We start from the raw sequence: 24,869 nt of genomic DNA, 5'->3' as shown, positions 1-24,869 counted from the left end.
GCAAAGAGCGTCAGGTCGGCTTGGCAGCCAGACCAGTAAAGGAATTGAGGCGAGATACTGCCGTGAGCAGCAGTTCGATTTCAGACTTCGGGCAGAACGAGTGGCTGGTTGAGGAAATGTACCAGCGCTTCCAAAAAGATCCGAGCTCGGTGGATCCGAGTTGGCATGACTTCCTCAAGAACTATGCCTCGGAAGGTAACGGCTCCGGGGACGACAGCCCCGGAGGCACCGCGTCGGTGAGCAAGGACTCCGGGAACGGCGGATCCGCGGGGAAGACCGAGAAGAAGTCCGGCACCGCCTCGTCCGGCAATGGTGCCTCCGCGCCGAAGCCGGCCGTGGACGCAACCCCGGCGAGCAAGGCCGCCGCCGGGCAGTCCGACACCAGCCGGGACGCATCGGCGCAGACGACAGCGCAGACCGCGCCTGCAACTGAGAAACAGGGCCCGTCGACCGACGCTCCCAAGGCCGCGCCCAAGAAGGCCGTGCGCCCGACGACCGACGCTCCGCGTACCGACGCGAAGAAGTCGGCGCCTGCAAAGGCGGCTCCGGCCGAGACCACCGACGAGGCCACGAACAAGGTGTTGCGGGGGCCTGCCGCCGCGATCGCCAAGAACATGGCGGCCTCGCTGCAGATCCCCACCGCGACCAGTGTGCGTGCGGTGCCCGCGAAGCTGATGATCGACAACCGCGTGGTCATCAACAATCACCTTGCCCGCACCCGCGGCGGCAAGGTCTCCTTCACCCACATCCTCGGGTTCGCGATCGTCCAGGCGATCAAGGCGTTCCCCGGCATGAACCGGCACTTCGAAGAGGTCGACGGCAAGCCGAACGTCGTCCAGCCGGCACACACCAACCTCGGACTCGCGATCGACCTGCCCGGCAAGGACGGGTCTCGCACCCTTGTCGTCGCGGCGATCAAGCGCACCGAGACCATGAACTTCGCGCAGTTCCACGCGGCCTACGAGGACATCGTCCGACGGGCGCGCGAGGGCAAGCTGACCGGCGACGATTTCGCGGGCGTGACGATCTCCCTCACCAACCCCGGCACCATCGGGACCGTCCACTCGGTACCGCGCCTGATGAAGGGGCAGGGCACAATCGTCGGTGCCGGTGCGATGGAGTACCCGGCCGAGTTCCAGGGCGCCTCCGACGAGCAGATCGCCGCGCTCGCCGTCGGCAAGCTGATGACGCTCACCTCGACCTACGATCACCGGATCATCCAGGGCGCCGAGTCCGGCGACTTCCTGCGCACCATTCACCAGCTCCTGCTGTCGGATGAGTTCTTCGACGAGATCTTCACCACCCTGCACATCCCGTACGAGCCGATCCGCTGGCGGCGCGACATCCCCGAAGGTGCCGTAGACAAGAACGCGCGGGTCCTGGAATTGATTGCGGCGTACCGCAATCGAGGTCATCTGATGGCGGACATCGATCCGCTGATGATCGACTCCGACGCCCGCTCGGCGCACCCCGATCTCGACGTGCTCACCTACGACCTGACGCTGTGGGATCTCGATCGCAGTTTCAACGTCGGTGGCTTCCACGGCGAGAACAAGATGAAGTTGCGCGACGTCCTGTCGATCCTGCGCGACTCCTACTGCCGGCACGTGGGTGTCGAGTACACCCACATCCTCGAGCCCGAGCAGCAGCAGTGGCTGCAGGAGCGCGTCGAGATCAAGCACGTCAAGCCGCCGGTTGCCGAGCAGAAGTACATCCTGTCCAAGCTCAATGCCGCCGAGGCCTTCGAGACGTTCTTGCAGACCAAATACGTCGGTCAAAAGCGCTTCTCGCTCGAAGGTGCCGAGGCCGTCATACCGATGATGGACGGCGTCATCGACCAGAGCGCCGAGTACGGACTCGACGAAGTCGTCATCGGCATGCCGCACCGCGGACGCCTCAACGTGCTGGCGAACATCGTCGGCAAGCCGTACTCGAAGATCTTCACCGAGTTCGAGGGCAATCTGAACCCGTCGCAGGCGCACGGATCCGGCGACGTGAAGTACCACCTCGGAGCCGAGGGCAAGTACTACCAGATGTTCGGGGACAACGAGATCAACGTGTCTCTGACCGCGAACCCGTCGCATCTCGAGGCGGTCGACCCCGTCCTCGAGGGACTGGTACGCGCGAAGCAGGACCTGCGCGACCTCGGCGACGGCGCCTTCACGGTGCTGCCGCTGATGCTGCACGGCGATGCCGCGTTCGCAGGCCAGGGCGTGGTCGCCGAAACCCTCAACCTCGCCATGCTGCGTGGTTACCGGACCGGCGGAACGGTCCACATCGTCGTCAACAACCAGGTCGGCTTCACCACCGCACCCGAGGCGTCACGCTCGTCCGAGTACTGCACGGATGTGGCGAAGATGATCGGCGCGCCGATCTTCCACGTCAACGGCGACGACCCCGAGGCCTGCGTCTGGGCCGCGAAGTTGGCCGTCGACTACCGGCAGAAGTTCAACAAGGACGTCGTCATCGACCTCGTCTGCTACCGCCGTCGCGGCCACAACGAGGGCGACGACCCCTCGATGACGCAGCCGGCGATGTACGACGTGATCGACACCAAGCGAAGCGTCCGCAAGAGCTACACCGAAGCCCTGATCGGTCGTGGTGACATCTCGACCAAGGAGGCCGAGGACGCCCTCCGTGACTACCAGGGTCAGCTCGAACGAGTCTTCAACGAGGTCCGCGAGCTGGAGAAGTACCAGGCCGCTCCGAGCCCGTCGGTCGAGTCCGATCAGGTTCTCCCGGTCAAGCTGGAGACCAAGATCTCGAAGGAGACGATGGAGCGGATCGGCGACGCGTTCGTCAACGTCCCCGATGGCTTCACCGTCCACCAGCGGGTCAAGCCGGTGCTCAAGAAGCGCTACGAGATGTCCCGAAATGGCAACGTGGACTGGGCATTCGGCGAGCTACTGGCCTTCGGGTCGCTCGTCGAAGAGGGGCGCACCGTGCGCTTGTCCGGTCAGGATTCGCGCCGCGGCACGTTCACCCAGCGCCATTCGGTGCTGATCGATCGCGACAACGGCGACGAGTACACCCCGCTGCGGACCGTCGCGGAGACCAACCCGGAGAACCCCGGCCGGTTCCTCGCGTACGACTCGGCGCTGAGCGAGTACGCCGTCGTCGGTTTCGAATACGGATACTCCGTCGGCGACCCCGATGCCCTCGTGCTGTGGGAAGCCCAGTTCGGTGACTTCGTCAACGGCGCGCAGTCGATCATCGACGAGTTCATCTCGTCGGGTGAGGCCAAGTGGGGTCAGACCTCCGATGTGGTGCTGCTGCTCCCCCACGGCCACGAAGGTCAGGGCCCCGACCACACCTCAGGACGTATCGAACGATTCCTGCTGCTGTGCGCCGAGGGTTCGATGACCGTCGCGCTGCCGTCGACACCGGCCAGCTATTTCCACCTGCTGCGTCGTCACGTCCTCGACGGGATCAGTCGTCCGCTCGTGGTCTTCACACCGAAGTCCATGCTGCGTAACAAGGCAGCGGTGTCCCCGATCTCCGAGTTCACCGAGGGCAAGTTCAAGTCCGTGATCGACGACCCCGCGTTCGAGGCCGGCGGCGACCGCGACAAAGTGCGTCGCGTCCTGCTCGTGTCCGGCAAGTTGTACTACGAGCTGGCTGCGCGCAAGGAGAAGGACAAGCGCGACGACGTCGCGATCGTCCGGGTCGAGCAGCTCTACCCCGTGCCTCATAAGCGCCTGCGCAACGCGCTCGGGCAGTACACGAACATGGAAGAGATCTTCTGGGTTCAGGAGGAACCGGCGAACCAGGGGGCGTGGCCGTTCTTCGGCCTGAACCTCCCGGAAATGCTGCCGGAGTTCTTCCAGGGACTGCGCCGCGTCTCGCGTCGTCCGATGTCCGCACCGTCGTCCGGTTCCTCGAAGGTTCACGCCGTCGAGCAGCAGGAGATCATCGACACCGCATTCAGCTGATCCCCCAAACCCTGACAATGGTGGGTTTTGGCGAGCGTTTCCGTAGGTCACGCTCACCAGAACCCACCATTATCGGTTGTTTGGGTCGGCAGCCAGCGTTGCGAGCACCGGTAGTGACCGGGCGATCAGTTCGACGATCTCGTCACGACTGATGCCCGCCTCGTCCTGCAGCCATCGGACCGTGACCTGTTCGCTGAACGTCACCCATCCGTGCACCGCGAGTTCGATCAAAGGTGTCCGGTGTAGGTCCAGGAGTTCGGCGAGCCCGAGCACCCGCTCCGCCATCACCGTGCGCGTGTCGTCGGCGACCTTGCGCATCGCGGGATCCGACGCCCCGGCCCCCTGCAGGATCGCAAGGTAGGCCGAGCGATTCGCCGACACGTAGTCGATGTACGCCGCAAGTGAACCCCTGGCGATGGCGATGGGGTCACCCAGGGTGAGATCGGGTTCGGTGCGTGCGAGCATCCGCCGGCTCTGCTCCGTCGTCAGTGCGACCAAGAAGTCCTGCTTGGACTCGAAATAGTGGAACAGCAACGCACGCGAGACCCCGGCCGCCTCGGCCACCTCTTCGACCGACACCTCGTCGAGCGCGCGGTCGTCGAGCATCCGCAGACCATGGCTGATCAGCTGGTCTCGCCTGGCCTCGGGGCTCATCCTGGTTCGTCGTGCGGTGGTCACAAGACCTGATCATACTGACTCGTTGTCAATAAGCGATCCGGATCCGTGTGTCTCACTATTGACAGTTCGTCAATAGGCGGTATGTTCTTACCCATGAACGTTGTAAAGATCGCCATCATCGGCGCAGGCTTCTCCGGACTGGGCGCAGCCATCAAGCTGCAGCAAAACGGCTTCGACGACTTCGTGATCCTCGATCGCGGAAGCGACTTCGGCGGAACCTGGCGCGACAACACCTACCCCGGCGCAGCCTGCGATGTCCCTTCGCACCTGTACTCGTACTCGTTCGCCCTCAACCCGTCATGGAGCCGCTCCTTCTCTCAGCAGCCGGAGATCCACCGTTACATCAACCACGTCGCCGACAAGTACAACCTGGGGTCGAAGACGAAGTGGAACACCGAGGTCACCAACACCGCCTGGGACGAGGACTCCGGGCAGTGGATCATCGACACCTCGAACGGTCAGTTCCGCGCGGACTTCATGGTCGCCGGCGTCGGTCCACTCTGTGAACCGAAGCTGCCCGACGTCAAAGGCATCGAGGGCTTCACCGGCGAGATCTTCCACTCTGCCCGCTGGAACTCCGACTACGACCTGAAAGGCAAGCGGGTCGCCGTGATCGGCACCGGCGCGTCGGCCGTCCAGATCATCCCCGAGCTCGCGAAGACGGTGGGACAGCTCGACGTGTACCAGCGGACCGCGCCGTGGATCCTGCCGCGTGCCGACCGGCCGTACTCGTCCGGTGAGAACTGGGCGTTCAAGAACATCCCCGGATACCAGCGAGCAACCCGCGCAACCATCTACGCGGCACACGAACTCGTCTCCTTCGGCCTCACCCATGCCCCGAACATGCTCGCGGCAGGCAAGATCGCCGGCAGACGGAACATCGCCCGCGGGATTTCCGACAAGAAGCTCCGCGCCGCCGTCACCCCGAACTGGAAGGTCGGCTGCAAGCGGATCCTCTTGTCCAACACGTACTACCCCGCGCTGAACCAGGACAACGTCGAACTGGTCACCGACCCCATCAGAGAGGTCACCGCGACCGGGATCGTCACCGCCGACGGCGTCGCCCGCGAGGTCGACGCGATCGTGGTGGCCACCGGGTTCCACGTCACCGACTCCCCCGTGTTCGAACACATCATCGGCAAGGACGGTCGCAGCCTCGCCGAGGTCTGGGCGAGCACCGGCATGCAGGCCTACAAAGGAACCACCGTCAACGGGTTCCCCAACATGTTCCTGATGGTCGGACCGTCGACCGGTCTCGGCCACACCTCGATGGTCTACATGATCGAGTCGCAGCTGAACTATCTCGTCGACTACTTCACATTGCAGCGGCAGTACGACATCGCACGGGTCGAGGTCCGCGCCGACGTCCAGCGCGACTACAACGTGGGTATCCAGGACAACCTGAAGTCCAGCGTGTGGGAGACCGGCGGCTGCGCCAGCTGGTACAAGGACGCATTCGGCAACATCACCACCTTGTGGCCCGGATTCACATTCAATTACCGGCGCATCACCCGTAAGTTCGACCTTGCCGCCTACGACACAGCCAGTGCTCGCTCACTGAACCCCACGGCCGGCACGATCCCTGCAGCGAAAGAAACGGTGACCTCATGAAGGATTTCAAAGGCAAGGTAGCAGTGGTGACCGGAGCCGGATCGGGTATGGGCCGCGATCTGGCGCTCCAGCTCGCAGGTAAGGGCGCTCTCGTCGCAATCAGCGACGTGAACCCCGCAGGTCTGGAAGAAACCGAGCGCCTTCTCACAGCGCAGGGTGCGCAGGTTCACGCACAGCTGCTCAACGTCGCCGAACGCGAGGCGGTTCTCGAGTACGCAGACACCGTCGCCGAACACTTCGGCAAGGTCAACCTGGTGATCAACAACGCCGGAATCGCCCACCACGGCGAGGTCGAGATCACCGAGTTCAAGCAATACGAACGCGTGATGGACATCGACTACTGGGGCGTCGTCAACGGCACCAAAGCATTCCTGCCCTACCTCATCGCCTCGGGCGACGGCCATGTCGTGAACACCTCGTCGTTGTTCGGAATCCTGGCCATGCCCGGCCAAAGTGCCTACAACGCAGCCAAGTTCGCGGTGCGCGGCTTCACCGAGTCGCTGTACCAGGAGATGAAGATCGCCGGTCATCCTGTCCAGGTGACGTGTGTGCATCCCGGTGGCATCAAGACCGCGATCGGCCGCAACGCAACCGTCTCCGACGGCCACGATCAGAGAGCCACGGCGGAACTCTTCGACAAGAAGCTGGCCCGGACGACGTCGGCACGCGCCGCGGAGATCATCATCTCGGCCATCGAGAAGAATCGCCCCCGAGTCCTCGTCGGCGCGGACGCGAAGGTCATCGATCTGCTGGTCCGCGCAGGCGGATCGATGTACGAGGTCGTCATCGCCAAGTTCGCCGGGCGCCTCGCGCCGAAACCGGAGACCGTCATCCAGCATCCGTCGGAGCTCCTGTGAGAACACCCCGCCTGGCACTGTCCATCCCGGTCAGTGAGGTGCTCTTCAAACCGTTGTTCCGGCTGTCGCTCAACGCGCGGTTGTCCCCCTCGATCCAGCGAAAGCTGCTCGACGCGAGCGCCTTCGCGATTCCCGCGCTGCCCGATCAGGTGATCCGTCAGATCACCCTCGCGGGGAGGCCGACCGAGAGGATCACGGTGGGCCCCACCCACCACGGCCGCGCGATCCTGTATCTGCACGGTGGCGCGTACACCGTCGGTTCGGCGAGGTCACATCGCGGGCTGACCACCACCCTGGCACGGGCCGCCGAAGCCGAGGTCTACGTTCTCGATTACCGACTGGCACCGGAGCACCCATGTCCGGCCGCGGTGAACGATGCCGTCGCGGCCTTCCGCGATCTGATGAGTCGGGGATATGCCCCGGAGTCGATCGCCATCGCGGGTGACTCTGCCGGTGGTGGGCTCTCGGTCGCCACCGCCAGGGTGCTGATCGACGAGCACGAGATCACACCGGCTGCTCTGGGACTGATCTCCCCCTGGGTCGACCCCGCCGTCAGGCAATCCGACGACGACACCGGCAACGGGGCCACCGACATCGTGGTCAACGGCGCGTGGTCCAGCCAGGCCGCGGACATGTACCTGGGGGATGGCGATCCCGACGATCCGCGGTACGCACCGGGCCGGGGAGATCTCGCAGGACTCCCACCGACCCTGGTCCAGATCGGCCGGCCTGAGATCCTTTTCGACCAGGTCACCGAGTTCGCGGGCAAACTGCGGGCCGCCGGTGTCGAGTCGACACTCAGCGACCTCGGCCGACTGTGGCACGTCGGACACGTGGCCGCGCCACTCATGCCGGCGGCGAATGCGGCCGTCGAGGAACTGGGTGACTTCTTGAGTGCTCATCTCCGTACGTCAGAGGCTGTGTTCACCTAACCAGCGCTGCGCGACCGTCGATATCTCTGCGCCGCCGTCGACCTCACGAGACATCGTGGTGAGGTCGGCGGTGGTCAGTTCTCCGGCCACCTTGTTCATCGTCTGGAACAACCCCCGGCTCAGGGATGCGGTCCGGAAGACGGGCACCAGGTCTTCAGCGCGCAGCACGTCGCCCGTGTCGGCAAGCCCTTGCAGACCCGAATCATCTGCGGCCACCGAAAGGGGTGGGAAGAGGCCGACAGCCCTACCCGCCGCGACCTCGGCAACCGCCGTCTGCGCGTCCAATTGTCGCGGCGGCGCGAATCCGCAACCCGCCGCACTTAACGCAGCCACGATATCCGGGGTCGGTTCGTCGATTGTCACCAGCGGTATGCCTACGGGCAGGCGTGCACACTCGGCGAGTTCGTCGACCCCGGCAGAGGTCGCGAGCGACTCGGCGACGAACACCAGCGGCTTGTTCGCCACACTGGTGACATCACCGGCCGAAACACCCTGGGGCAAAGCCTTGTTGAGTTGGGCGTAGACGTCGTCCGCCGACAGCGCGGCGGTACCCGGATCGAGTTGACCGAGCAGTTCGCCAGACCACGCGGGGATCAGATCGAGCGAGCGGTCGTCTAGTTTGCCCAACAGCTCCGCATCAGTTCCCACCGGATGTTCAGCTGACACCTGCGCCCCTGCGCCTCGCAGCGCGCCGGCATAGATGGCGGCGGCGACCCGGCTGGGGGTGTCAGCAGTCGAACCGGTCACCAACGCCTGCGGGGCCGGCCCCGACTCGGCGCACCCCGCCACCAACAAGGCAGCTACCAGCGCCAGCGCGGGCAGGATGCCGCGCCGGCCATGTGACGGCGCGATCACCCCTGGCCGGCCACCCGTGCGACCGCGGCGGCGACTGCCGGCGCGACCCGGGGGTCGAGCGGGCTGGGCACGATCATGTCCGCGGCGAGATCATCTCCGAGAACCTCGACGATCGCGTCTGCGGCCGCGAGTTTCATCGCCTCGGTGATCCGGCGGGCGCCGGCATCCAGCGCACCCCGGAACACGCCGGGAAATGCCAGTACGTTGTTGATCTGGTTCGGGAAGTCGCTGCGACCGGTCGCGACGATCGCCGCGTACTTGGCGGCGACATCCGGGTGAACCTCGGGATCCGGATTGGAAAGCGCGAAGATGATGGCGTCCGAGTTCATCGTCGCCAACGCCTCTTCCGGGACCTTGCCCGCGCTGACGCCGACGAACACGTCGGCTCCGACGAGCGCGTCTGCCAGCGATCCCGTGCGGCCGTCGGGATTGGTACGGCCTGCGACGTCCTCCTTCACGGTGTTGAGGTTTTCGCGTCCGGCGTGGACGATGCCTTTGCTGTCGATGACGGTCACGTCGGAGATGCCGTCGGCCAGCAGGATGTTCGTGCAGGCCACGCCCGCGGCGCCGCAACCGGAGATCACGACCTTGAGCGCGCCGCGCTCGCGCTTCTGCAGCTTGGTGGCTGCTTTGAGCGCTGCCAGCAGCACGATCGCGGTGCCGTGCTGATCGTCGTGCATCACCGGGCAGTCGAGCGCTTCTATGACCCGCTTCTCGATCTCGAAACACCGCGGCGCCGAGATGTCCTCGAGGTTCACCGCCCCGAAGGAATGGCGCAGCCGGACCAGGGTTTCGACGATCTCATCGGGATCGTTGGTGCTCAGCACGAGTGGGATCGAATCGAGACCGGCGAAATTCTTGAACAGCGCCGACTTGCCCTCCATCACCGGAAGCGAGGCACTCGGTCCGATGTCGCCGAGTCCGAGCACCGCGCTGCCATCGCTGACGACCACGACGAGGCGACTCGTCCAGGTGTAACGGCGCGCCAGCTCGGGCTGTTCGGCGATCGCGCGCGAGACCTCCGCGACTCCCGGGGTGTACGCGATCGAGAGCGCGCGTTTGGTGTCGAGAGGGGCGGTGATGCCCACCGACAGCTTTCCACCCTCATGTCCGGCGAAGATCTCCTCACGGGTGATCGCCTTGGCATCTGCTTCGGGTACGGGCGTTTGAACGCCGCTCACGTCAGTCACGGCGATTACGCTACTTCAACTCGAAAAGCTCTCAGGGCATTACCTGACGATCGTGAGGAAACCGCGACCCGGGTGATCGCCGGCCACCTGATCGATGCTCAACCTGCGGCGATGAACCCCTTGATCGAGTCCGCGATCAGCTGCACGGCGATCGCTGCGAGCAGCAGGCCGGCGATCTTGGCCATCAGGGTGATCCCGCCGATCCCGAGGATCTTGATCAGGACGGTCGAGAAGCGCAAGACGAGCACCAAGATGATGTGGATGGTGACGATCGCGGCACCGATCGCCAGGTACGCACTGGCGGCCCCGTCCGCCTGTCCCACGTTGACGATGACCGCAGCGATCGCACCCGGACCCGCCAGGAGCGGCGTCCCGAGCGGCACGAGCGCGACGTTGACGTCGTCGGAGACCGACTGTGGATTGCCCGCATTTCCGAGCCCGGTGAGCAACTGCAATGCGACCAGCAGGAGCAGCAGGCCTCCGGCACCCTGCAAGGCAGGGATCCCGATGTGCAGGTAATTGAGGATGGCGTTACCTGCGAGTGCGAAGACCGTGATGACCAGAAAGCTCACCGCAGGCGCCTGCCAGGCGGCCCGGTTGCGCACAGCGGGTGGCCGATGGCCGACCAGGGACAGGAACAGTGGCACCTGACCGGGCGGGTCCATGATCACCGCGAGCGTGATCAGCATCGTGAGATAGAGCGTGGTGTCGAACCCCATGGGGTTCAGTCTTTCATCGCGGCGGCCGCCAAGGGCGGGTTGACCCGCGATCGCGGCGTAGCATCCTCGGTGACCGGTCGACCCCCCGCCCGCTCGAAGCAGAAGGAGGCTGTCATGCCCTCTCGGCCGCACCTCCGGAGCAGCTCTGCCAGTCCCAAACCCCATGCCAGGGTTCCGGTTCCGGCGTCGCGCGCGGTTGTCGACTGCGCCGTCTACGTCGAGGGCAGGCGCTTGCCCGGTTTGCGTACTTTCACACACGCCCTCGATGAGGTCCGGTCGACCGGCGAGGGTTATGTGTGGGTAGGACTGCATTCGCCCGACAATCGTCAGATGCAGGGCGTCGCAGAAGCATTCGGGCTCCACGAACTCGTCGTCGAGGACGCGGTGGAAACCCATCAACGCCCGAAGCTCGAACAGTATGACGACATTTTGTTCCTGGTTCTCAAGACCGTGAAATACCTTGAGCACGAGACACTTCAGGTGGCCAACGAGGTTGTCGAGACCGGCGAGATCATGGTGGTGTGCGGGCCGGACTTCGTGATCACGGTCCGCCACGGCGATCACACCGGCCTGGCCGGTGTCCGAAGCAATCTCGAGTCTCGCCCCGAGCAACTCGCACTCGGACCGAGCTCGGTGATGCACGCGGTCGCCGACCATGTGGTCGACACCTACGTCGAGGTCACCGCCAGCATCGAGCACGACGTCGACGCCGTCGAGGAGAACATCTTCTCCCCCGGGCGCCGCATCGAGATCGAGCCGGTGTACCTGCTCAAACGAGAGGTCATGGAACTGCGCCGGGCTGTCGATCCGCTGGATCTGGCGCTGCGCCGGATGACGTCCTCGGACAACAAACTGGTCCCGAAAGAGGTCCGTCGGTATTTTCGCGACGTGCAGGACCACCACAGCAGCGTCAACGAACGCATCGCCGCCTACGACGAGGTACTGACCTCCCTGATCGATGCCGCGCTGGCCAAGGTCGGCATCCAGCAGAACACCGACATGCGCAAGATCTCCGCGTGGGTGGCGATCGCGTCCGTTCCCACCATGGTTGCCGGGATCTACGGGATGAACTTCGAGAACATCCCGGAACTGCAGTGGAAATATGGGTATTACGCCGTGCTGCTGATCCTCGTCACGGTCTGCGTCCTACTGTGGCGGACCTTTCGGAAGAATCACTGGCTCTAACCGATGGTCGCGCCCGCCCGGGCCGGATCGCGAACGTCGATGCCCGCCTCGACCCAGGCAGCCCGCAGCGCGTCGACGCCCTTCAGCCGAATCCACGCAGCCTCGTTGGCGGTCACCGGGATGGCCCGGAAGAAGTTCACGTCTCCGCGATCACCGGTCAGCGCACATGGCGGGATCGGGTCGGCCTCCAGTACGACAGCGCTACACCTGGATCCCTCCCACAGTGGTTCTCCGAGGTCGATCAACGCGTCGGCGGTCAGCACCAGCCCCTCGACGGCGGGCGCCGCCGCAAGCATCGCAACCGACCGGTGCAGTCCGGGTAACGGCGCCGACGCATACATCCGGATGACGATCTCTCCCCGGGGTCCGGCGTTCGGATCGACCACGATCTGATCGGGCTCGCCCATGGGATGCCGACTACACCCGAGCGAGACGTACTCGACCTCCTGATCAGGACCGGCGGGGTCGGAGCCGCCGGTAAATCGCAGCACGTCAATGGATTCCAGACCCAGAAAGGTCACCGACGCCCGCTGGGGTTCGATGCCCTCGAAAGCTCGCTTCAGGTGCGCCGTCACCTGGTCGATCACCGACGATCCTGACTCACTCATCGCCACCCCAGTAAAACACCACCATCTCGCGGAGACGGGCCCTGGGCTGCACTCGCACGCTAGGGTCGATGGGATGGTGCGTGTGCTCTCGGTATCGGACGAAGTCGTCGACAGCCTCAATCACGGGGCGGCCGACGAGCTCGCCCCTGATCTGATCATCGGCGCAGGCGATCTGCCGTTCGACTACCTCGAAAAACTCATGGCGCGGTTCGGGGTGCCCTGCGTCTTCGTCCCCGGCAATCACGACCAGGACCTCACCGGCTACAAACGCACCCGCAGCGGGTGGACCCAAGCGGGACTTCCGGTGAGGTACCCGGGCCCAGAGGGTGCCGTCAACGCTGACGGCCGCATCGTCACCGTGGCGGGTGTGCGGGTCGCCGGGCTCGGCGGGTGTATCAGATACAACGACGGGCCGAATCAGTATCGCGAGGCGGCTCAGCGGCAGAGGGCGAATCGACTTGCGCTTCGTCGCTTCCGCCACCGGGTGATGCCAGGACAGGGAGCGGTGGACATCCTGCTCACCCACAGTCCCGCTCGCGGCATCGGTGACGCCGAAGACGGGCCCCACCGCGGCTTCAAGTGCTTCCTGCCGCTGATCTATCGCCTGCGCCCACAGTTGTTGATACACGGGCACATTCATCCGCATGGGCAGACGCCGATGGATCACACCATCCTACTGAAGAAGCAGATCCCGGGGCAGACCCTGCGACGCAGCACCATCTCGATCAACACCGTCGGTTACTGCCTGTTCGACATCGAGCCGGGTGGATCTACAGTCGAGGTGCACCGGAGACGCCATGGCGCGTGACACTGGTTTCCCCGGCGCGGACGCCGAGAACGACTTCAGCAGGCAGCGTCGACGTGCTGAACTGGCCCGGCTCTCTGCGTGGCTGACACGGCAGCCCGCCGACGTCAACACCATACTGCCCTTCGACGAAGTGGTTGCTGCCCTGGGGAAGACCGGTGAGACCTTCCTCGGCCTCGTGGTCGTCGACGTCTCCTCCATCGTCGGCAGCGTCGACCGCACCCGCGACTTCGACCGCTACTTCCGGCCGACATCGGCCCGGATCAGGGAACGCTGGCAGCGTCTGGCCACCGCGCAACGGCGCGGTGAATCGGTACCGCCTGTACAGCTGTACCGGATCGGGTCGATGCACTTCGTGATCGACGGTCACCACCGGGTGTCCATCGCCATCGCCCGTCGGTTCAGCAAGATCGACGCCTATGTCACCGAGATCCACACTCGCATCTCGCCGGAAGGGATCAACGCGCGTTCCGACCTGATCATGAAAGATCACCGACGCCTGTTCGCCTCTCGGGTCCCACTGGAAGGCAAACAGCGCGAGGCGATCTGGTTCGACGATCCTTTCGACTACGCCGAACTCGCCGAGAACGTCGAAGCCTGGGGTTTCCGGCTCGGTCAGGAGACCGGCACGTTCATGAGCCGGGCGGAGGTGGCGCGCCGCTGGTTCGGGGAAGAGTTCCTGCCCGTGGTGCGCATGGCACGGCGAGCGGACATCCTGCCGGAGATCACCAGCGACGCAGAGCTGTACATCTGGCTGGCGTGCGAGCGCTACCGGATGGTGCGCAGGCACATCTGGGACGAGGACATCATCGACGAACTCCGCATCCGGTCACGGCGTCGCGGCAAGCTCCCCTGACCCATGATGTGCCCTTCTGGCGACGGCTGAAACACTGGTCGAGCTCCGCCTTCGGCGTCGTCCCACCCGGGTGGGCATCTCCAGAAGGGCACATCACGGGAAGGTTCAGAGGCTCAGGTTGGCCCCACTCTGCTGATCGAAGACCGACACCTTCGAAGTGTCGTAGTACAGTTCGGCGTTCTGGCCCTTGGACACGGTCGATTCCGGGGACAACCGGGCGATCAGCTGCCCGCTGCCCATCGGCTGACCGGCGTCCGCAGCGATGTCGGCGAGCGCCTGTGCGGACGCATCACCGCCTTCGACCGAGAAGTACGCGTAGTTGTCCGACCCCATCGACTCGAGCACGCTGACCTTCGCCGTGAAGGTCGAGCCCCGCGACTTCGTCAATGTCTCGACGAGACTCGCATCTTCGAAATGTTCGGGGCGGATGCCGATCAGCACTTCGCCGTTGCTTCGCACCGATTTGGCGTTCTCGATCACCCGGCCCATGTCCGCCGGCGTGATCTCACCGAGCGCGGTCTCTATCCCATTCTGGGTCAACCGTCCCGGCAGGAAGTTCATGGCGGGCGATCCGATGAAACCGGCGACGAACAGGTTCGACGGCTTGTTGTACAGCTCCGCCGGTGAACCGATCTGCTGCACGAGCCCCGACCGCAGCACCACGACCCGGTCGCCGAGCGTCATGGCCTCGGTCTGATCGTGGGTGACGTAGACGGTGGTGGTCCCGAGGCGCTGTTGCAGTTGGGCGATCTCGGTGCGGGTCTGCACGCGCAGCTTCGCGTCGAGGTTCGACAGGGGCTCGTCCATGAGGAACGCCTTGGGCGAACGGACGATGGCACGACCCATGGCGACACGCTGTCGTTGGCCACCGGACAGGTTTGCCGGCTTGCGATCGAGGTACTGACCGAGATCGAGGATCCTGGCGGCCTCGTCGACCTTGGACGCGATCTCCTGTTTCGACATCTTCGCAAGGGTCAACGGGAACGCGATGTTGTCGCGCACCGTCATATGGGGATAAAGCGCATACGACTGGAACACCATCGCGATGTCGCGGTCCTTCGGCGCCTTCTCGTTGACCCGCTCCCCTGCGATACGCAGTTCGCCGGATGAGATGTCCTCCAGGCCCGCGATCATGTTGAGGGTTGTGGACTTTCCGCATCCGGAGGGGCCGACCAGGATGATGAACTCGCCGTCGGCGATGGTGATGTCCACCTCGCTGACGGCCAGCGAACCGTCAGGGTACTTCTTGCTCACCTGGTCCAGAACGATCTCGGCCATTGGTTATCCCTTCACAGCGCCGGAGGTCAGACCGGCAACGATTCGACGTTGGAACAGCAGGACAAAGATGATGATCGGGATCGTGATGACCACGGCGGCCGCCGCGATCGAACCCGTTGGTTCCTCGAATTGGCTACTGCCGGTGAAGTTCGCGATTGCCACCGGCGCGGTGATCGACCTCTCGGTGGAGGTCAGCGAGATCGCCAGCAGCAGATCGTTCCACGCGAAGATGAAGACGAGAATCGCCGCGGTGACGATGCCCGGGGCCGCGAGAGGTGCGATGACCTTGCGGAAGGCCTGTGCCGGCGTGGCCCCGTCCATCTTCGCGGCTTTCTCCAGCTCCCAGGGGATCTCCCGGAAGAACGCCGACAACGTGTAGATCGCGAGCGGCAGGGCGAACGTGATGTACGGCAGGATCAAACCGGCCCAGGTGTCGAACAGGCCCAACCGTCGTTCGATGTTGAACAGCGGTGTCACCAAGGAGATCTGCGGGAACATCGCAATCAGCAGTGCGGCGCCCACCAAGGCTTTCTTGCCCGGGAAATCAAGGCGGGCAATGGCATAGGCCGCCATCGTGCCGAGTGCGACCGCGATCACGGTGGTTATCAATCCGATACCGATCGAGTTACGCAGAGCGGAGGTGAAAGCACTGGTCTCGAAGATGCTGGAGTAGTTGTCCAGCGTCCACTCCTTCGGGATGAAACTACCGTCCTTCACGCTGCCGGGCGGCTTGAAGGACAAGCTGACGATCCACACCACCGGGATCAATGCGTAGAGCAGGACCAGCAGGTTGACGACCGACCAGCTGATGCGTTTTCCCATCAAGGTATTCATCGGTCCGGTTACCGCCCCTCGTTGTCAGAGCCGGGTGCCGAGGCCCCGAACAACTTGATGAAGATGAACGCGATGATCGCGACACATACGAAGATGAGCACGCTGATGGCGGAACCGACGCCCAGGTTGAAGGCCTTGAACAGGTTGTCGTAGCCCAGCATCGAGACCGAGTACGTATTGTTGCTGCCGCGGGTCAGGATGTAGATGTTGTCGAACACCCGGAAGGCATCGAGGGTACGGAACAGCAGCGCCACGAGGATCGCGGGTTTCATGAGTGGCAGGATGATCCGCCACAGCCGCGTCCAGGCACCCGCACCGTCCATCTGCGCGGCCTTGAGCAGGTCATCCGGCACCAGCGCCAGGCCGGCGAGGAGCAGCAACGCCATGAACGGCGTCGTCTTCCAGACCTCCGCCAGGATGATGATCGCCAGCGACGGCCACTGCTCGGTGAGCGGCGCGCTACCGTCCGGGAGCAGGTTCGCGAGATAACCGGTGCCGGGGGTCCAGGCGTAGTACCACGAGAACGCGGCGACCACGGTGACGATGCCATACGGGATCAAGACCACCGTGCGGATCGCGCCCTTGGCGAACAGGGTTCGGTGCATCACCAGGGCGATGGCCATGCCCAGCACCAACTCGATGATCACCGACACCACCGTGATGAACAGCGTCACGCTCAGGGCAGTCCACCAGTAGCTGTCGGTGAGGACGGTCCCATAGTTGCTGAACCAGATGAACTCGTTCTCACCGGGAGCCGACAGGCTTGCCTTCTGCAAGCTCAACCAGAATGCGTAGACGATCGGATACCCGGTGACGAGGATCATCATGATCACCGCCGGGGTGATCAGCCACAATCCCAAGCGGCGCTCTGCCCGCTTGCCCTCGCTGAGCTGCGTCTTCTTCTTGCTCGGCGCGGCTTCCTTGTCCAGCGTTGCGGTCATGGGATCAGTCCCTCCCCTTCGATGGCCTTGGTGACCTGCTCGGCGAGAATGTCGACCATCTGCTCCGGATCCCAGGATCCGACCGGACTGAGCTTCGCGGTGATCAGAGTCGAAATTGCCTGGTAGTCAGGAGAAGCCGGTCGCAATGCGGCCGATCCGGTCTCGAGTTGGGCCTTGATCGCGTCGCCCATCGGGTATGCGTCCTGAAATTCTGGGTCGTCGTAGATCGACGCGATCGTCGGCGGTGTACCACCACTGATCGAGTAGAGCTTCTGTGACTTCTCGTTGGTCAAGCACGCAGCGGCCTTGAAGGCGAGATCCTTTTGTTGCGAGGTGTCCGCAACCGCGATGTTCACACCGCCGAGGGTGACCTTCGACTGTTCGTCCGGGAGCACACCCGGATACCGGGAGAAGTCGAACGCGGTCTGTACCGCGGCGTTGACCGGAGCCAACTCGGCATCGGCAGGAGGGTTGTCGGGATCGGCGAACAGTGGACCGAACTCGGCCTTGACGTCAGCCAGGAACGCAACGTCGCCGGCTGCGGCATTCGATCGCATGGACGGGAACACGAACGGCCAGTTGACCTCGAACGTAGCCTGCCCACTTTCCATTCCGAGCCGCGCCGAGGACTCATCGCTGTTGGTGATCGAGGGATCGGCACCTGGAGCGGTCGCGACTGCCTTGAGCGTCTGCAGTGCCTTGAGGGTGGCGGCGCGATGCTCGGGGGTGTCATTGAGTGTCTGCTTGTTCGGGTCGTCCGGGTCGAGCACCTGACCACCGGCACTGGCGAGGACCGAGTTGAACCACACCATCAGGCCCTCGTACTGCTTGCCTTGCACCATGATGTAGCTGGGCCCACCGGCCTTGCGGATCTCCTCGTTCTCCGCCAGCATCTGGTCCCACGTCGCCGGCGGGGTCGGCCGGTTCAGGTACTGCTCGATGACATCCTTGCGGTACCAGAGCAGCTGGGTGTTGGTCCAGGTCGGAATCGCGTAGAGACGTTTTTCGTTGTCATCGTTGGTCTTCCAGAGAGCGGTCTCGTAGGGACCGCCGAGGGTCGTCGCCTTGATCTCCGCTGCCATCTCGTCGGGAACCGGTTCGATCCAGCCCGCATCGGCGAACTCTGCTGTCCACACGACGTCCATACCCATCAGGTCCAGGCCCTTGTCGTTGCCCGCCAATCGACGTGCCAACTGCAGGCGCTGATCGTCCGCCGCCTTGGGCAACGCGAACGTCTTGATCTTGTACTCGCCGTTGGACTCCGCAGTGCACGCGTTCCCGGCTTCCTCTATGAACGACGCGCCATCCGCGGGCGCATAGACGTTGATCGTCCCAGTCGTGTAACCGGAGCTGCACGCACTGAGCACCGGAAGCGTCACAGCTACTGCCGCACAAGACAATCCGAGCTTTTTCAAACCGCCGTACTTCTTGGGTCCTGCTGATCGACCGTCATTCTCGGCCGAATCGCCTTTGCACCGCACGCAGCCTCCTCGATGAGTCCGAAAGGTGCGCCGATCGCTACGGACGCACCCTTCCATGCCTGCAAGTTAACTTATAGGCGTCTGAGAGTGACGCGCAACACAATCGGCATGATCGTGCCAACCTGACACCAAATCGTTCCCCCCGGTCACGGACCGGTCTCACCTGACCGGGCCCGCTACGCTGCATCTTTGCGGGCGAGGGACCGAGCGACGCCCGCCCCCACCGGCGCTCTCAGGGAGTGAGCCGGCTGAGCATGTCCCGGGCGCGTTCAGCGCTCTTGGGGTCACAGAGGACGTCGTAGCGACCGGCGACCAGCTGCATGGTCGAAGAGAAATCGCGCTGGCCGCGCGTCGCGGCGTACGGAATGGAGGTCGACACGACCCCGAACACGATGCCCCCGACCAGACCAAAAAGCAACGGCACCAACGGATTCGTGTCGACGACGATTCCGACGAGCAGACCGAAGAAAAGGCCGAGCCAGGCACCGGACACGATGCCACCGCCGATCACCTTCCCCCAGGTCAGACGGCCCAGGACGCGCTCGACCTGCATCAGGTCGACACCCACGATGGTCACGTCCTGGACAGGGAAGTTCTCATCGGACAGAAAATCCACGGCGCGTTGCGCTTCGGCGTAGGTCGTGTACGAGCCGATCGGCCACCCCTTGGGTGGGGTCGGCAGTCCGGGGCGTGGCGTCGGGCGTATCGGGTTGCTCATGGTCTTCGCTCCTCGTGGTGATGCCGGGTCGGCCTGAATCCGCCATCTGCAATCTGCGACGCATTCGGCCCCTCTGATGGCAATCATCTCAGAATCGGCGCCGGGCCTGCCATCATCGCCCGGCGCATCGCCGGCGCCTGCCCATGATCACGTGACCGCGGCAGGACTGTTGCGGTCATGTTTGCATCGAGGTGAGAGGGGCCACCACGCACCGCATTACATGCCCCTACCTGTCAAACACGGTCTTTGTCAGTGCGTTTCGAACAGAACCCATCCGGTGCGACCTCCCCCGCCGGAACCCGGAACTCACCCACCGCCCATACCGGTGCCGGGTGATGACCGGTGAGCACCGCCCCCGCGCAAGACGCGCTCGGACACACTCGGACGCGCCCCACTACCCTTACCACCATGGCAGCGGTGAGCAAGGCATTCGTGGCCAGGCTTGCCGGTCTGGCCGTCATCGGACCCGACGGCGAATCCATCGGGCGGGTGCGAGACGTCGTGGTCTCCATCCGGTTCGGTACAGGACAACCGAGAGTCCTCGGGCTGGCTGTCGAGCTGACGACCCGTCGACGGATCTTCGTCCCGATGTTGCGGGTGACCGCCATCGAGCCGAACTCGGTCACCTTGAGCACCGGAACCGTGAGTCTGCGACGGCTGATCCTGCGTCCGGGAGAGGCACTTGTCCTCGGACAGATAGTGGAATCGCGCGTGCGCGTCGACGACCCGGACCTCGAACACCTCGCCGACGAGGACCTGGCCGTGGTCGACGTCGCCATCGAACGCAGACGTACCCGCGACTGGGTGATCTCGCGCGTCGCCGTCCGCGGCGCCCGCACCCGCCTCGGCCGACGCGGGGAAACCCACGTGGTCGAGTGGAATCACGTCCTCGGGTTGACGCAGAGCGCCCTGGCCCTGCCCGGTCAGGGGGTGGCCCAGATCCTGTCCCAGTTCGACGACATGCGGGCTGCCGACGTGGCACACGCGCTGCGTGAACTGCCGTCGAAACGGCGACAGGAGATCGCATCGGCACTCGACGACGAGCGACTCGCCGACGTCGTACAGGAACTCCCGACCGACGATCAGACCGACCTCCTCGGCCACATGGCCGTGGAGCGGGCCGCCGACGTCCTCGAAGCGATGGACCCTGACGATGCCGCCGACCTCCTCGGTGAGCTGCCCGGCGCCGAGGCAGAGGCATTGCTGCAGTTGATGGATCCACAAGAGTCCGAGCCGGTCCGCCGACTGATGCTGCACTCCCCGGACACCGCCGGCGGTCTGATGACCACCGAACCGCTGGTCGTCACGCCGTCGACCACGATCGCGGAGGCCCTCGCGCGAGCCAGGAACCCCGACCTGACGCCGGCGTCCGCATCCTTGACGTTTGTCGTGCGGCCGCCGACCGCCACCCCGACGGGCAAGTACCTCGGCTGCGTCCACATCCAGGCCCTCCTGCGGGAACCACCGGCCAACCTCGTCGGTGGGATCATCGACGATCGGCTTCCCAATCTCGGCCCGAACGACTCCCTCGAGAAGGTCACCCGTTACTTCGCCACCTACAACCTCGTCTGCGGACCCGTCATCGACGATGACGGACACCTGATCGGAGCGGTGACGGTCGACGACCTCCTCGATCATCTACTGCCAGAGGATTGGCGCGAGACCGAAGGCGACGACGATCTCGCCGAGGGGTTGCGCTGATGAGCCCCAGCGATCGTGACAACCGGTCCACCCCGAGGACTGAGCGGCAGAATGCCCGTTCCGTCCGGCGACTCGACACACCCGGACAGAACCGCCGCTGGAAACTGAACCTCGACTCCGACGTCGTCGGGGTCTACAGCGAGCGCGTCGCCCGGTTCCTCGGCACCGGCCGATATCTGGCCATCCAGACGATCATCGTCATCATCTGGATCTTCCTCAACCTCGTGGTGATCAGTCTGCGATGGGATCCCTACCCCTTCATCCTGCTGAACCTGGCCTTCTCTACGCAGGCCGCCTACGCCGCGCCCCTGATCCTGCTGGCCCAGAATCGGCAGGAGAACCGCGACAAGGTCTCGCTCGAAGAGGACCGCATGCGCGCCGAGCAGACGAAGGCCGATACCGAGTTCCTGGCCCGTGAACTCGCAGCCGTTCGACTGGCCGTCGGTGACACCGTGACCCGCGACTATCTCAGGCGCGAGCTCGACGACCTGCTGACAGAACTCTCCGATCGACTACTGGGCGACCAGGCCAAACGAGACGAGCAGGCCAAACGAGACGAGCACGTCAGGCGGGACGAACAACTCAGGCGCGACGAGCACGACCTCGACGACCGCAAACGGTCCAACGGTCTGCTCGACGACTGATCGATCGCACTCCTCCGCACGCGACGACGGGTGGCCGTCCGCGCGGGCCCAAGCGATAAACATCGGTTTGCCCGCGCACGCATTCCGCAAATATGTATCGTGGGTCACATTCGTCGTGGCGGCATGGCGGCCGGGGAGATCAACACAGGAGTTGCGGGACGTGCGGTGGGGTCGAGTGCAATTGCTGACCGGGTGTGCGGTCATCGGTATCGGCCTGATGGCCGCCGTGAGTTCGAGCGCCTACAGTGGGCCCGCACCCACGCTCGCCGCCGCAACCGGCATCGAGGGGCCTACGACACCTGCCTTCGAGATCCTCCCGGTCGCGGCCCGTCCACAACTCGACTTCCTCCCGCCCGCGCCCGCGCCCGCCGACGACCTGCCGCAGGTCATCGATCCGCTGTCGGTACCGCGGATCCGGGCAGATGCCCTGCCGACGGGCCCGCTGGGAATTCCGGGAATCGTGTTGCAGGCGTACAAGATGGCTGAGCAGCGCGTCGCTGCGGAGTCACCTCAGTGCAAGCTGCCCTGGTTCTTGCTCGCCGGGATCGGCCGGATCGAATCCGGGCACGCCGGCGGCGGCAACGTCGACAGTTCCGGCACCACCCTGACCCCGATCGCCGGTCCGTTGCTCAACGGCCACCTGTCCGGCAATGCGGTGATCACCGACACCGACGGCGGCCGGATCGACGGAGACCCGGGCCACGATCGCGCGATGGGACCTATGCAGTTCATCCCCTCCACCTGGGCCTCGTGGGGCAGCGACGCCAACGGCGACGGGAAGTCCGATCCCAACAACATCTTCGACGCCACCTACTCGGCCGGCCGATACCTGTGCTCCGGCGTCACCGACATCATGGCGGAAAAGACGAAGGTCAGCGCGGTGCTGCGCTACAACAACTCGATGGAGTACGTCTCGAACGTGCTGTCGTGGGCGGCGGGGTACGCGACCGGTGCGGCGCCGACCGACACCGGCCCGCTACCCGCCCCGACGTCATCGAGTTCGTCCAGCAGCAGTTCCACCTCGCCGTCGTCGGCGAACCCGAGTTCTCCGTCCGCGTCACCGTCCACCACCACGACCACAGAGCCCTGCGTGATCATCTGCTTGCCGCCCGAGGTCCAGTCGCTGCTGCCGCCGCCTCCTCCCGCACCCGCGCCGGCTCGCTGAACCGCCAGGGTTGCGCGTACCGAAGCAGGGTGGATGAGACCGCGGGCGTAAACTCGCGCCTGATGACACAAGCAACGTTGCCAACGGAATCCGCCATTCGCGCGGCACTGGCCAAGGTGGATGACCCCGAGATCGGGAAACCGATCACTGACCTCGGGATGGTCAAGTCGATCGCTGTCGCCGACGACGCCAGCGTCGCCATCGAGATCTACCTGACGACGTCGGGGTGTCCGCTACGGACCGAGATCACCCAGCGCGTCACCACGGCCGCGGCCGATGTCGCCGGGGTCGGGCGAGTTTCGGTGGAGCTCGACGTGATGAACGACGAGCAACGAACCGAACTACGCAAGAGCCTGCGCGGAGACCGCGCGGAACCAGTGATCCCGTTCGCCCAGCCCGGCTCCCTCACGCGCGTCTATGCGGTGGCCTCGGGCAAGGGCGGTGTCGGAAAGTCCAGTGTCACCGTGAATCTCGCTGCGGCACTGGCCGACCGGGGCCTCAAGGTCGGCGTGCTCGACGCCGACATCTACGGTCATTCGGTGCCGCGGATGCTCGGAAACGACGCCAAGCCCACACAGGTGGAGAAGATGATCTTGCCGCCGATGAGCCACGGCGTGAAGTTCATCTCGATCGCACAGTTCACCAGCGGCAACACGCCTGTCGTCTGGCGCGGCCCCATGCTTCACCGGGCACTGCAGCAGTTCCTGGCCGACGTCTTCTGGGGAGATCTCGACATCCTCTTGCTCGATCTGCCACCAGGCACCGGCGATGTGGCGATTTCGGTGGCACAGCTGATCCCCGGTGCCGAAATCTTGGTGGTCACGACCCCACAGCAGGCCGCGGCCGAGGTTGCCGAACGCGCGGGCGCCATCGCGCTGCAGACCCGGCAGAAGATCATGGGCGTGGTCGAGAACATGTCCTGGATGGAACTGCCGGACGGCAGTCGCATCGAACCGTTCGGATCCGGTGGTGGCGCCCGGGTGTCGGAGCGCCTGACCGTCGCCGTGGGCGCTGAAGTCCCCTTGCTCGGGCAGATCCCACTCGACCCCGCGCTACGCGAGGGCGGAGACGAGGGCTTGCCCCTGGTGCTTTCTGCGCCGGACTCGGCCGCCGGCGGCGCCCTGCGGCAGGTCGCCGAACGCCTCGCCGTTCGCAAACGCGGCCTGGCGGGCATGAATCTGGGTATCGACACCACCCGGAGCGCGAGCCCGAAAAGCTGATCGCAGCAACATCGAGTTGTAGACCCTCTCGCGCACGTTGCACTTCGCCGCGCCCATGTGTGAACGTGTGCCTGGCGCACTGCGGTGGGCGTGATAGGACAACGCCGCTGAGATCAGGTGGCGTCCCAGCGATCGACCGAGCTCGTCGCGGACGTCGCGGGTTCGGTTGCCCCGCTTGCCTTGCTCTCCTCGGGGGTCGTACCCGCCCCGGTGTCGTTGCCGGGCCCTGCACCCTTGCCGGACCCTGCGCCCTTGCCGAGTGACACCACCGTGGAGTTCTCATCGGTGGTCGGCAGGGGTTGGGACACGGGCTTGATTTTCGACTCACCTGAATCGAACTTGCCCGTGAAGATCGAATCGTCACCGTCGAGCAGATGTTTGGTGATCACCGAACGCGGGCTCATACCGCGCAGCTCGTTGAGTTCGGCGAGCGGTTTGCGGAGGTCTTCGAAGTCCGCCCCGAGATCGTCCTTGAGAGCGCTGGTGGCACCGGTCGCGTAATCGCGAACCTGCCGGATCGACTTCATGGTCCATGAGATCGCGTTGGGGAGACGCTCGGGACCGAGGATGACCAGGCCGGCGATCATCAAGACCGCTATCTCACCCCAACCGATGCTGCTGAACACCGCTCCAGGTTACTGTGCGACGGCGAACTGTCG

The 24,869-nt window shown here is 64.7% G+C and carries 22 protein-coding genes; 11 read left to right on the top strand and 11 right to left on the bottom strand.

Features of this window, described 5'->3' with window-relative positions:
- Positions 1–62: 62 nt before the first annotated feature.
- The gene (locus tag J3S28_RS26815; RefSeq protein ID WP_307797452.1) at positions 63–3,932 is read left to right on the top strand and encodes a multifunctional oxoglutarate decarboxylase/oxoglutarate dehydrogenase thiamine pyrophosphate-binding subunit/dihydrolipoyllysine-residue succinyltransferase subunit; all 3,870 of its coding nucleotides are present in this window, start codon (positions 63–65) and stop codon (positions 3,930–3,932) included.
- A 69-nt stretch (positions 3,933–4,001) separates the two neighbouring features.
- Here the strand turns inward: J3S28_RS26815 and J3S28_RS26810 are convergent, their stop codons facing one another.
- The gene (locus J3S28_RS26810) at positions 4,002–4,610 is read right to left on the bottom strand and encodes a TetR/AcrR family transcriptional regulator (RefSeq protein WP_307797451.1); all 609 of its coding nucleotides are present in this window, start codon (positions 4,608–4,610) and stop codon (positions 4,002–4,004) included.
- Between the two features lie 93 nt (positions 4,611–4,703).
- On the opposite strand from J3S28_RS26810, the gene J3S28_RS26805 reads away from it, so the two are divergent.
- From J3S28_RS26805 to J3S28_RS26795, 3 genes are read left to right on the top strand one after another with little or no spacing between them, the layout of a single operon-like run.
- Positions 4,704–6,221 carry a flavin-containing monooxygenase gene (locus J3S28_RS26805; protein ID WP_207844135.1) on the top strand — a complete coding sequence of 506 codons (1,518 nt, stop codon included), beginning with the start codon at positions 4,704–4,706 and terminating at the stop codon, positions 6,219–6,221.
- Positions 6,218–7,078 carry an SDR family NAD(P)-dependent oxidoreductase gene (locus J3S28_RS26800; RefSeq protein WP_207844134.1) on the top strand — a complete coding sequence of 287 codons (861 nt, stop codon included), beginning with the start codon at positions 6,218–6,220 and terminating at the stop codon, positions 7,076–7,078. The genes J3S28_RS26805 and J3S28_RS26800 overlap by 4 nt, the downstream gene beginning before the upstream one ends.
- Positions 7,075–8,010 (top strand): alpha/beta hydrolase, encoded by a 936-nt coding sequence (locus J3S28_RS26795; protein ID WP_207844132.1) that lies wholly within the window; start codon positions 7,075–7,077, stop codon positions 8,008–8,010. Before J3S28_RS26800 ends, J3S28_RS26795 begins: the two co-directional genes overlap by 4 nt.
- On the opposite strand, the gene J3S28_RS26790 is transcribed toward J3S28_RS26795, so the two are convergent.
- From J3S28_RS26790 to J3S28_RS26780, 3 genes are all read right to left on the bottom strand, one after another.
- Entirely contained in the window at positions 7,990–8,865 is an 876-nt protein-coding gene (locus tag J3S28_RS26790) for a glycine betaine ABC transporter substrate-binding protein (RefSeq protein ID WP_207844130.1), read from the bottom strand. The genes J3S28_RS26795 and J3S28_RS26790 overlap by 21 nt on opposite strands.
- Positions 8,862–10,055: an NAD(P)-dependent malic enzyme gene (locus J3S28_RS26785; RefSeq protein ID WP_207844128.1), complete on the bottom strand. Its 1,194-nt coding sequence runs from the start codon at positions 10,053–10,055 to the stop codon at positions 8,862–8,864. The genes J3S28_RS26790 and J3S28_RS26785 overlap by 4 nt, the downstream gene beginning before the upstream one ends.
- Positions 10,056–10,153: 98 nt before the next feature.
- Positions 10,154–10,774, bottom strand: a complete 621-nt coding sequence (locus tag J3S28_RS26780) for a MarC family protein (protein ID WP_207844126.1) — start codon at positions 10,772–10,774, stop codon at positions 10,154–10,156.
- A 114-nt stretch (positions 10,775–10,888) separates the two neighbouring features.
- Here J3S28_RS26780 and J3S28_RS26775 point away from each other — a divergent pair, with 114 nt between their 5' ends.
- Positions 10,889–11,959 carry a magnesium and cobalt transport protein CorA gene (locus J3S28_RS26775; protein WP_207844124.1) on the top strand — a complete coding sequence of 357 codons (1,071 nt, stop codon included), beginning with the start codon at positions 10,889–10,891 and terminating at the stop codon, positions 11,957–11,959.
- On the opposite strand, the gene J3S28_RS26770 is transcribed toward J3S28_RS26775, so the two are convergent.
- On the bottom strand, positions 11,956–12,567 hold the full coding sequence (locus tag J3S28_RS26770; protein WP_207844123.1) for a suppressor of fused domain protein: 612 nt from the start codon (positions 12,565–12,567) through the stop codon (positions 11,956–11,958). The two genes, J3S28_RS26775 and J3S28_RS26770, sit on opposite strands and share 4 nt — an antisense overlap.
- A 73-nt stretch (positions 12,568–12,640) precedes the next feature.
- On the opposite strand from J3S28_RS26770, the gene J3S28_RS26765 reads away from it, so the two are divergent.
- Complete coding sequence (locus tag J3S28_RS26765; RefSeq protein WP_207844121.1) at positions 12,641–13,375, top strand: metallophosphoesterase family protein; 735 nt, start codon at positions 12,641–12,643, stop codon at positions 13,373–13,375.
- Positions 13,365–14,228 carry a chromosome partitioning protein ParB gene (locus J3S28_RS26760; RefSeq protein ID WP_207844119.1) on the top strand — a complete coding sequence of 288 codons (864 nt, stop codon included), beginning with the start codon at positions 13,365–13,367 and terminating at the stop codon, positions 14,226–14,228. Before J3S28_RS26765 ends, J3S28_RS26760 begins: the two co-directional genes overlap by 11 nt.
- Before the next feature lie 105 nt (positions 14,229–14,333).
- Here the strand turns inward: J3S28_RS26760 and J3S28_RS26755 are convergent, their stop codons facing one another.
- From J3S28_RS26755 to J3S28_RS26735, 5 genes are all read right to left on the bottom strand, one after another.
- On the bottom strand, positions 14,334–15,506 hold the full coding sequence (locus J3S28_RS26755; protein WP_207844117.1) for an ABC transporter ATP-binding protein: 1,173 nt from the start codon (positions 15,504–15,506) through the stop codon (positions 14,334–14,336).
- A 3-nt stretch (positions 15,507–15,509) separates the two neighbouring features.
- Positions 15,510–16,340 carry a carbohydrate ABC transporter permease gene (locus tag J3S28_RS26750; RefSeq protein WP_084835141.1) on the bottom strand — a complete coding sequence of 277 codons (831 nt, stop codon included), beginning with the start codon at positions 16,338–16,340 and terminating at the stop codon, positions 15,510–15,512.
- A gap of 8 nt (positions 16,341–16,348) precedes the next feature.
- Entirely contained in the window at positions 16,349–17,281 is a 933-nt protein-coding gene (locus J3S28_RS26745) for a carbohydrate ABC transporter permease (protein WP_237342174.1), read from the bottom strand.
- Entirely contained in the window at positions 17,278–18,762 is a 1,485-nt protein-coding gene (locus J3S28_RS26740) for an extracellular solute-binding protein (RefSeq protein ID WP_307797448.1), read from the bottom strand. The genes J3S28_RS26745 and J3S28_RS26740 overlap by 4 nt, the downstream gene beginning before the upstream one ends.
- A gap of 232 nt (positions 18,763–18,994) precedes the next feature.
- Complete coding sequence (locus J3S28_RS26735; protein ID WP_084835144.1) at positions 18,995–19,480, bottom strand: YflT domain-containing protein; 486 nt, start codon at positions 19,478–19,480, stop codon at positions 18,995–18,997.
- 408 nt (positions 19,481–19,888) lie between these two features.
- Between J3S28_RS26735 and J3S28_RS26730 the strand changes: the two genes are divergently transcribed.
- From J3S28_RS26730 to J3S28_RS26715, 4 genes are all read left to right on the top strand, one after another.
- The gene (locus J3S28_RS26730) at positions 19,889–21,181 is read left to right on the top strand and encodes a magnesium transporter MgtE N-terminal domain-containing protein (protein ID WP_207844113.1); all 1,293 of its coding nucleotides are present in this window, start codon (positions 19,889–19,891) and stop codon (positions 21,179–21,181) included.
- Complete coding sequence (locus tag J3S28_RS28520) at positions 21,181–21,825, top strand: DUF1003 domain-containing protein (RefSeq protein WP_237342173.1); 645 nt, start codon at positions 21,181–21,183, stop codon at positions 21,823–21,825. The genes J3S28_RS26730 and J3S28_RS28520 overlap by 1 nt, the downstream gene beginning before the upstream one ends.
- Before the next feature lie 217 nt (positions 21,826–22,042).
- Entirely contained in the window at positions 22,043–22,990 is a 948-nt protein-coding gene (locus J3S28_RS26720) for a lytic transglycosylase domain-containing protein (RefSeq protein WP_207844227.1), read from the top strand.
- Positions 22,991–23,052: 62 nt separating this feature from the next.
- Positions 23,053–24,210 carry an Mrp/NBP35 family ATP-binding protein gene (locus J3S28_RS26715; protein ID WP_207844111.1) on the top strand — a complete coding sequence of 386 codons (1,158 nt, stop codon included), beginning with the start codon at positions 23,053–23,055 and terminating at the stop codon, positions 24,208–24,210.
- 113 nt (positions 24,211–24,323) lie between these two features.
- Here the strand turns inward: J3S28_RS26715 and tatB are convergent, their stop codons facing one another.
- The gene (gene tatB / locus J3S28_RS26710; protein ID WP_207844109.1) at positions 24,324–24,836 is read right to left on the bottom strand and encodes a Sec-independent protein translocase protein TatB; all 513 of its coding nucleotides are present in this window, start codon (positions 24,834–24,836) and stop codon (positions 24,324–24,326) included.
- Between the last annotated feature and the right edge of the window lie 33 nt (positions 24,837–24,869).

Source organism: Williamsia soli (assembly GCF_017377795.1).
GTDB lineage: Bacteria > Actinomycetota > Actinomycetes > Mycobacteriales > Mycobacteriaceae > Williamsia > Williamsia soli.
The sequence above is the reverse complement of the archived record's forward strand: the minus strand, read 5'-3'. Positions and strand labels throughout refer to the sequence as shown.

Bases quoted from the DNA above. Each gene is read 5' to 3' on its own strand.
- J3S28_RS26755 (WP_207844117.1), bottom strand. From the start codon at position 15,506: ATGGCCGAGATCGTTCTGGACCAGGTGAGCAAGAAGTACCCTGACGGT.
- J3S28_RS26730 (WP_207844113.1), top strand. From the start codon at position 19,889: ATGGCAGCGGTGAGCAAGGCATTCGTGGCCAGGCTTGCCGGTCTGGCC.
- J3S28_RS26720 (WP_207844227.1), top strand. From the start codon at position 22,043: ATGGCCGCCGTGAGTTCGAGCGCCTACAGTGGGCCCGCACCCACGCTC.
- J3S28_RS26735 (WP_084835144.1), bottom strand. From the start codon at position 19,480: ATGAGCAACCCGATACGCCCGACGCCACGCCCCGGACTGCCGACCCCA.
- J3S28_RS26750 (WP_084835141.1), bottom strand. From the start codon at position 16,340: ATGAATACCTTGATGGGAAAACGCATCAGCTGGTCGGTCGTCAACCTG.
- J3S28_RS26780 (WP_207844126.1), bottom strand. From the start codon at position 10,774: ATGGGGTTCGACACCACGCTCTATCTCACGATGCTGATCACGCTCGCG.
- J3S28_RS26805 (WP_207844135.1), top strand. From the start codon at position 4,704: ATGAACGTTGTAAAGATCGCCATCATCGGCGCAGGCTTCTCCGGACTG.
- J3S28_RS26800 (WP_207844134.1), top strand. From the start codon at position 6,218: ATGAAGGATTTCAAAGGCAAGGTAGCAGTGGTGACCGGAGCCGGATCG.
- J3S28_RS28520 (WP_237342173.1), top strand. From the start codon at position 21,181: ATGAGCCCCAGCGATCGTGACAACCGGTCCACCCCGAGGACTGAGCGG.
- J3S28_RS26760 (WP_207844119.1), top strand. From the start codon at position 13,365: ATGGCGCGTGACACTGGTTTCCCCGGCGCGGACGCCGAGAACGACTTC.
- J3S28_RS26775 (WP_207844124.1), top strand. From the start codon at position 10,889: ATGCCCTCTCGGCCGCACCTCCGGAGCAGCTCTGCCAGTCCCAAACCC.
- J3S28_RS26715 (WP_207844111.1), top strand. From the start codon at position 23,053: ATGACACAAGCAACGTTGCCAACGGAATCCGCCATTCGCGCGGCACTG.
- J3S28_RS26770 (WP_207844123.1), bottom strand. From the start codon at position 12,567: ATGAGTGAGTCAGGATCGTCGGTGATCGACCAGGTGACGGCGCACCTG.
- J3S28_RS26745 (WP_237342174.1), bottom strand. From the start codon at position 17,281: ATGACCGCAACGCTGGACAAGGAAGCCGCGCCGAGCAAGAAGAAGACG.
- J3S28_RS26765 (WP_207844121.1), top strand. From the start codon at position 12,641: ATGGTGCGTGTGCTCTCGGTATCGGACGAAGTCGTCGACAGCCTCAAT.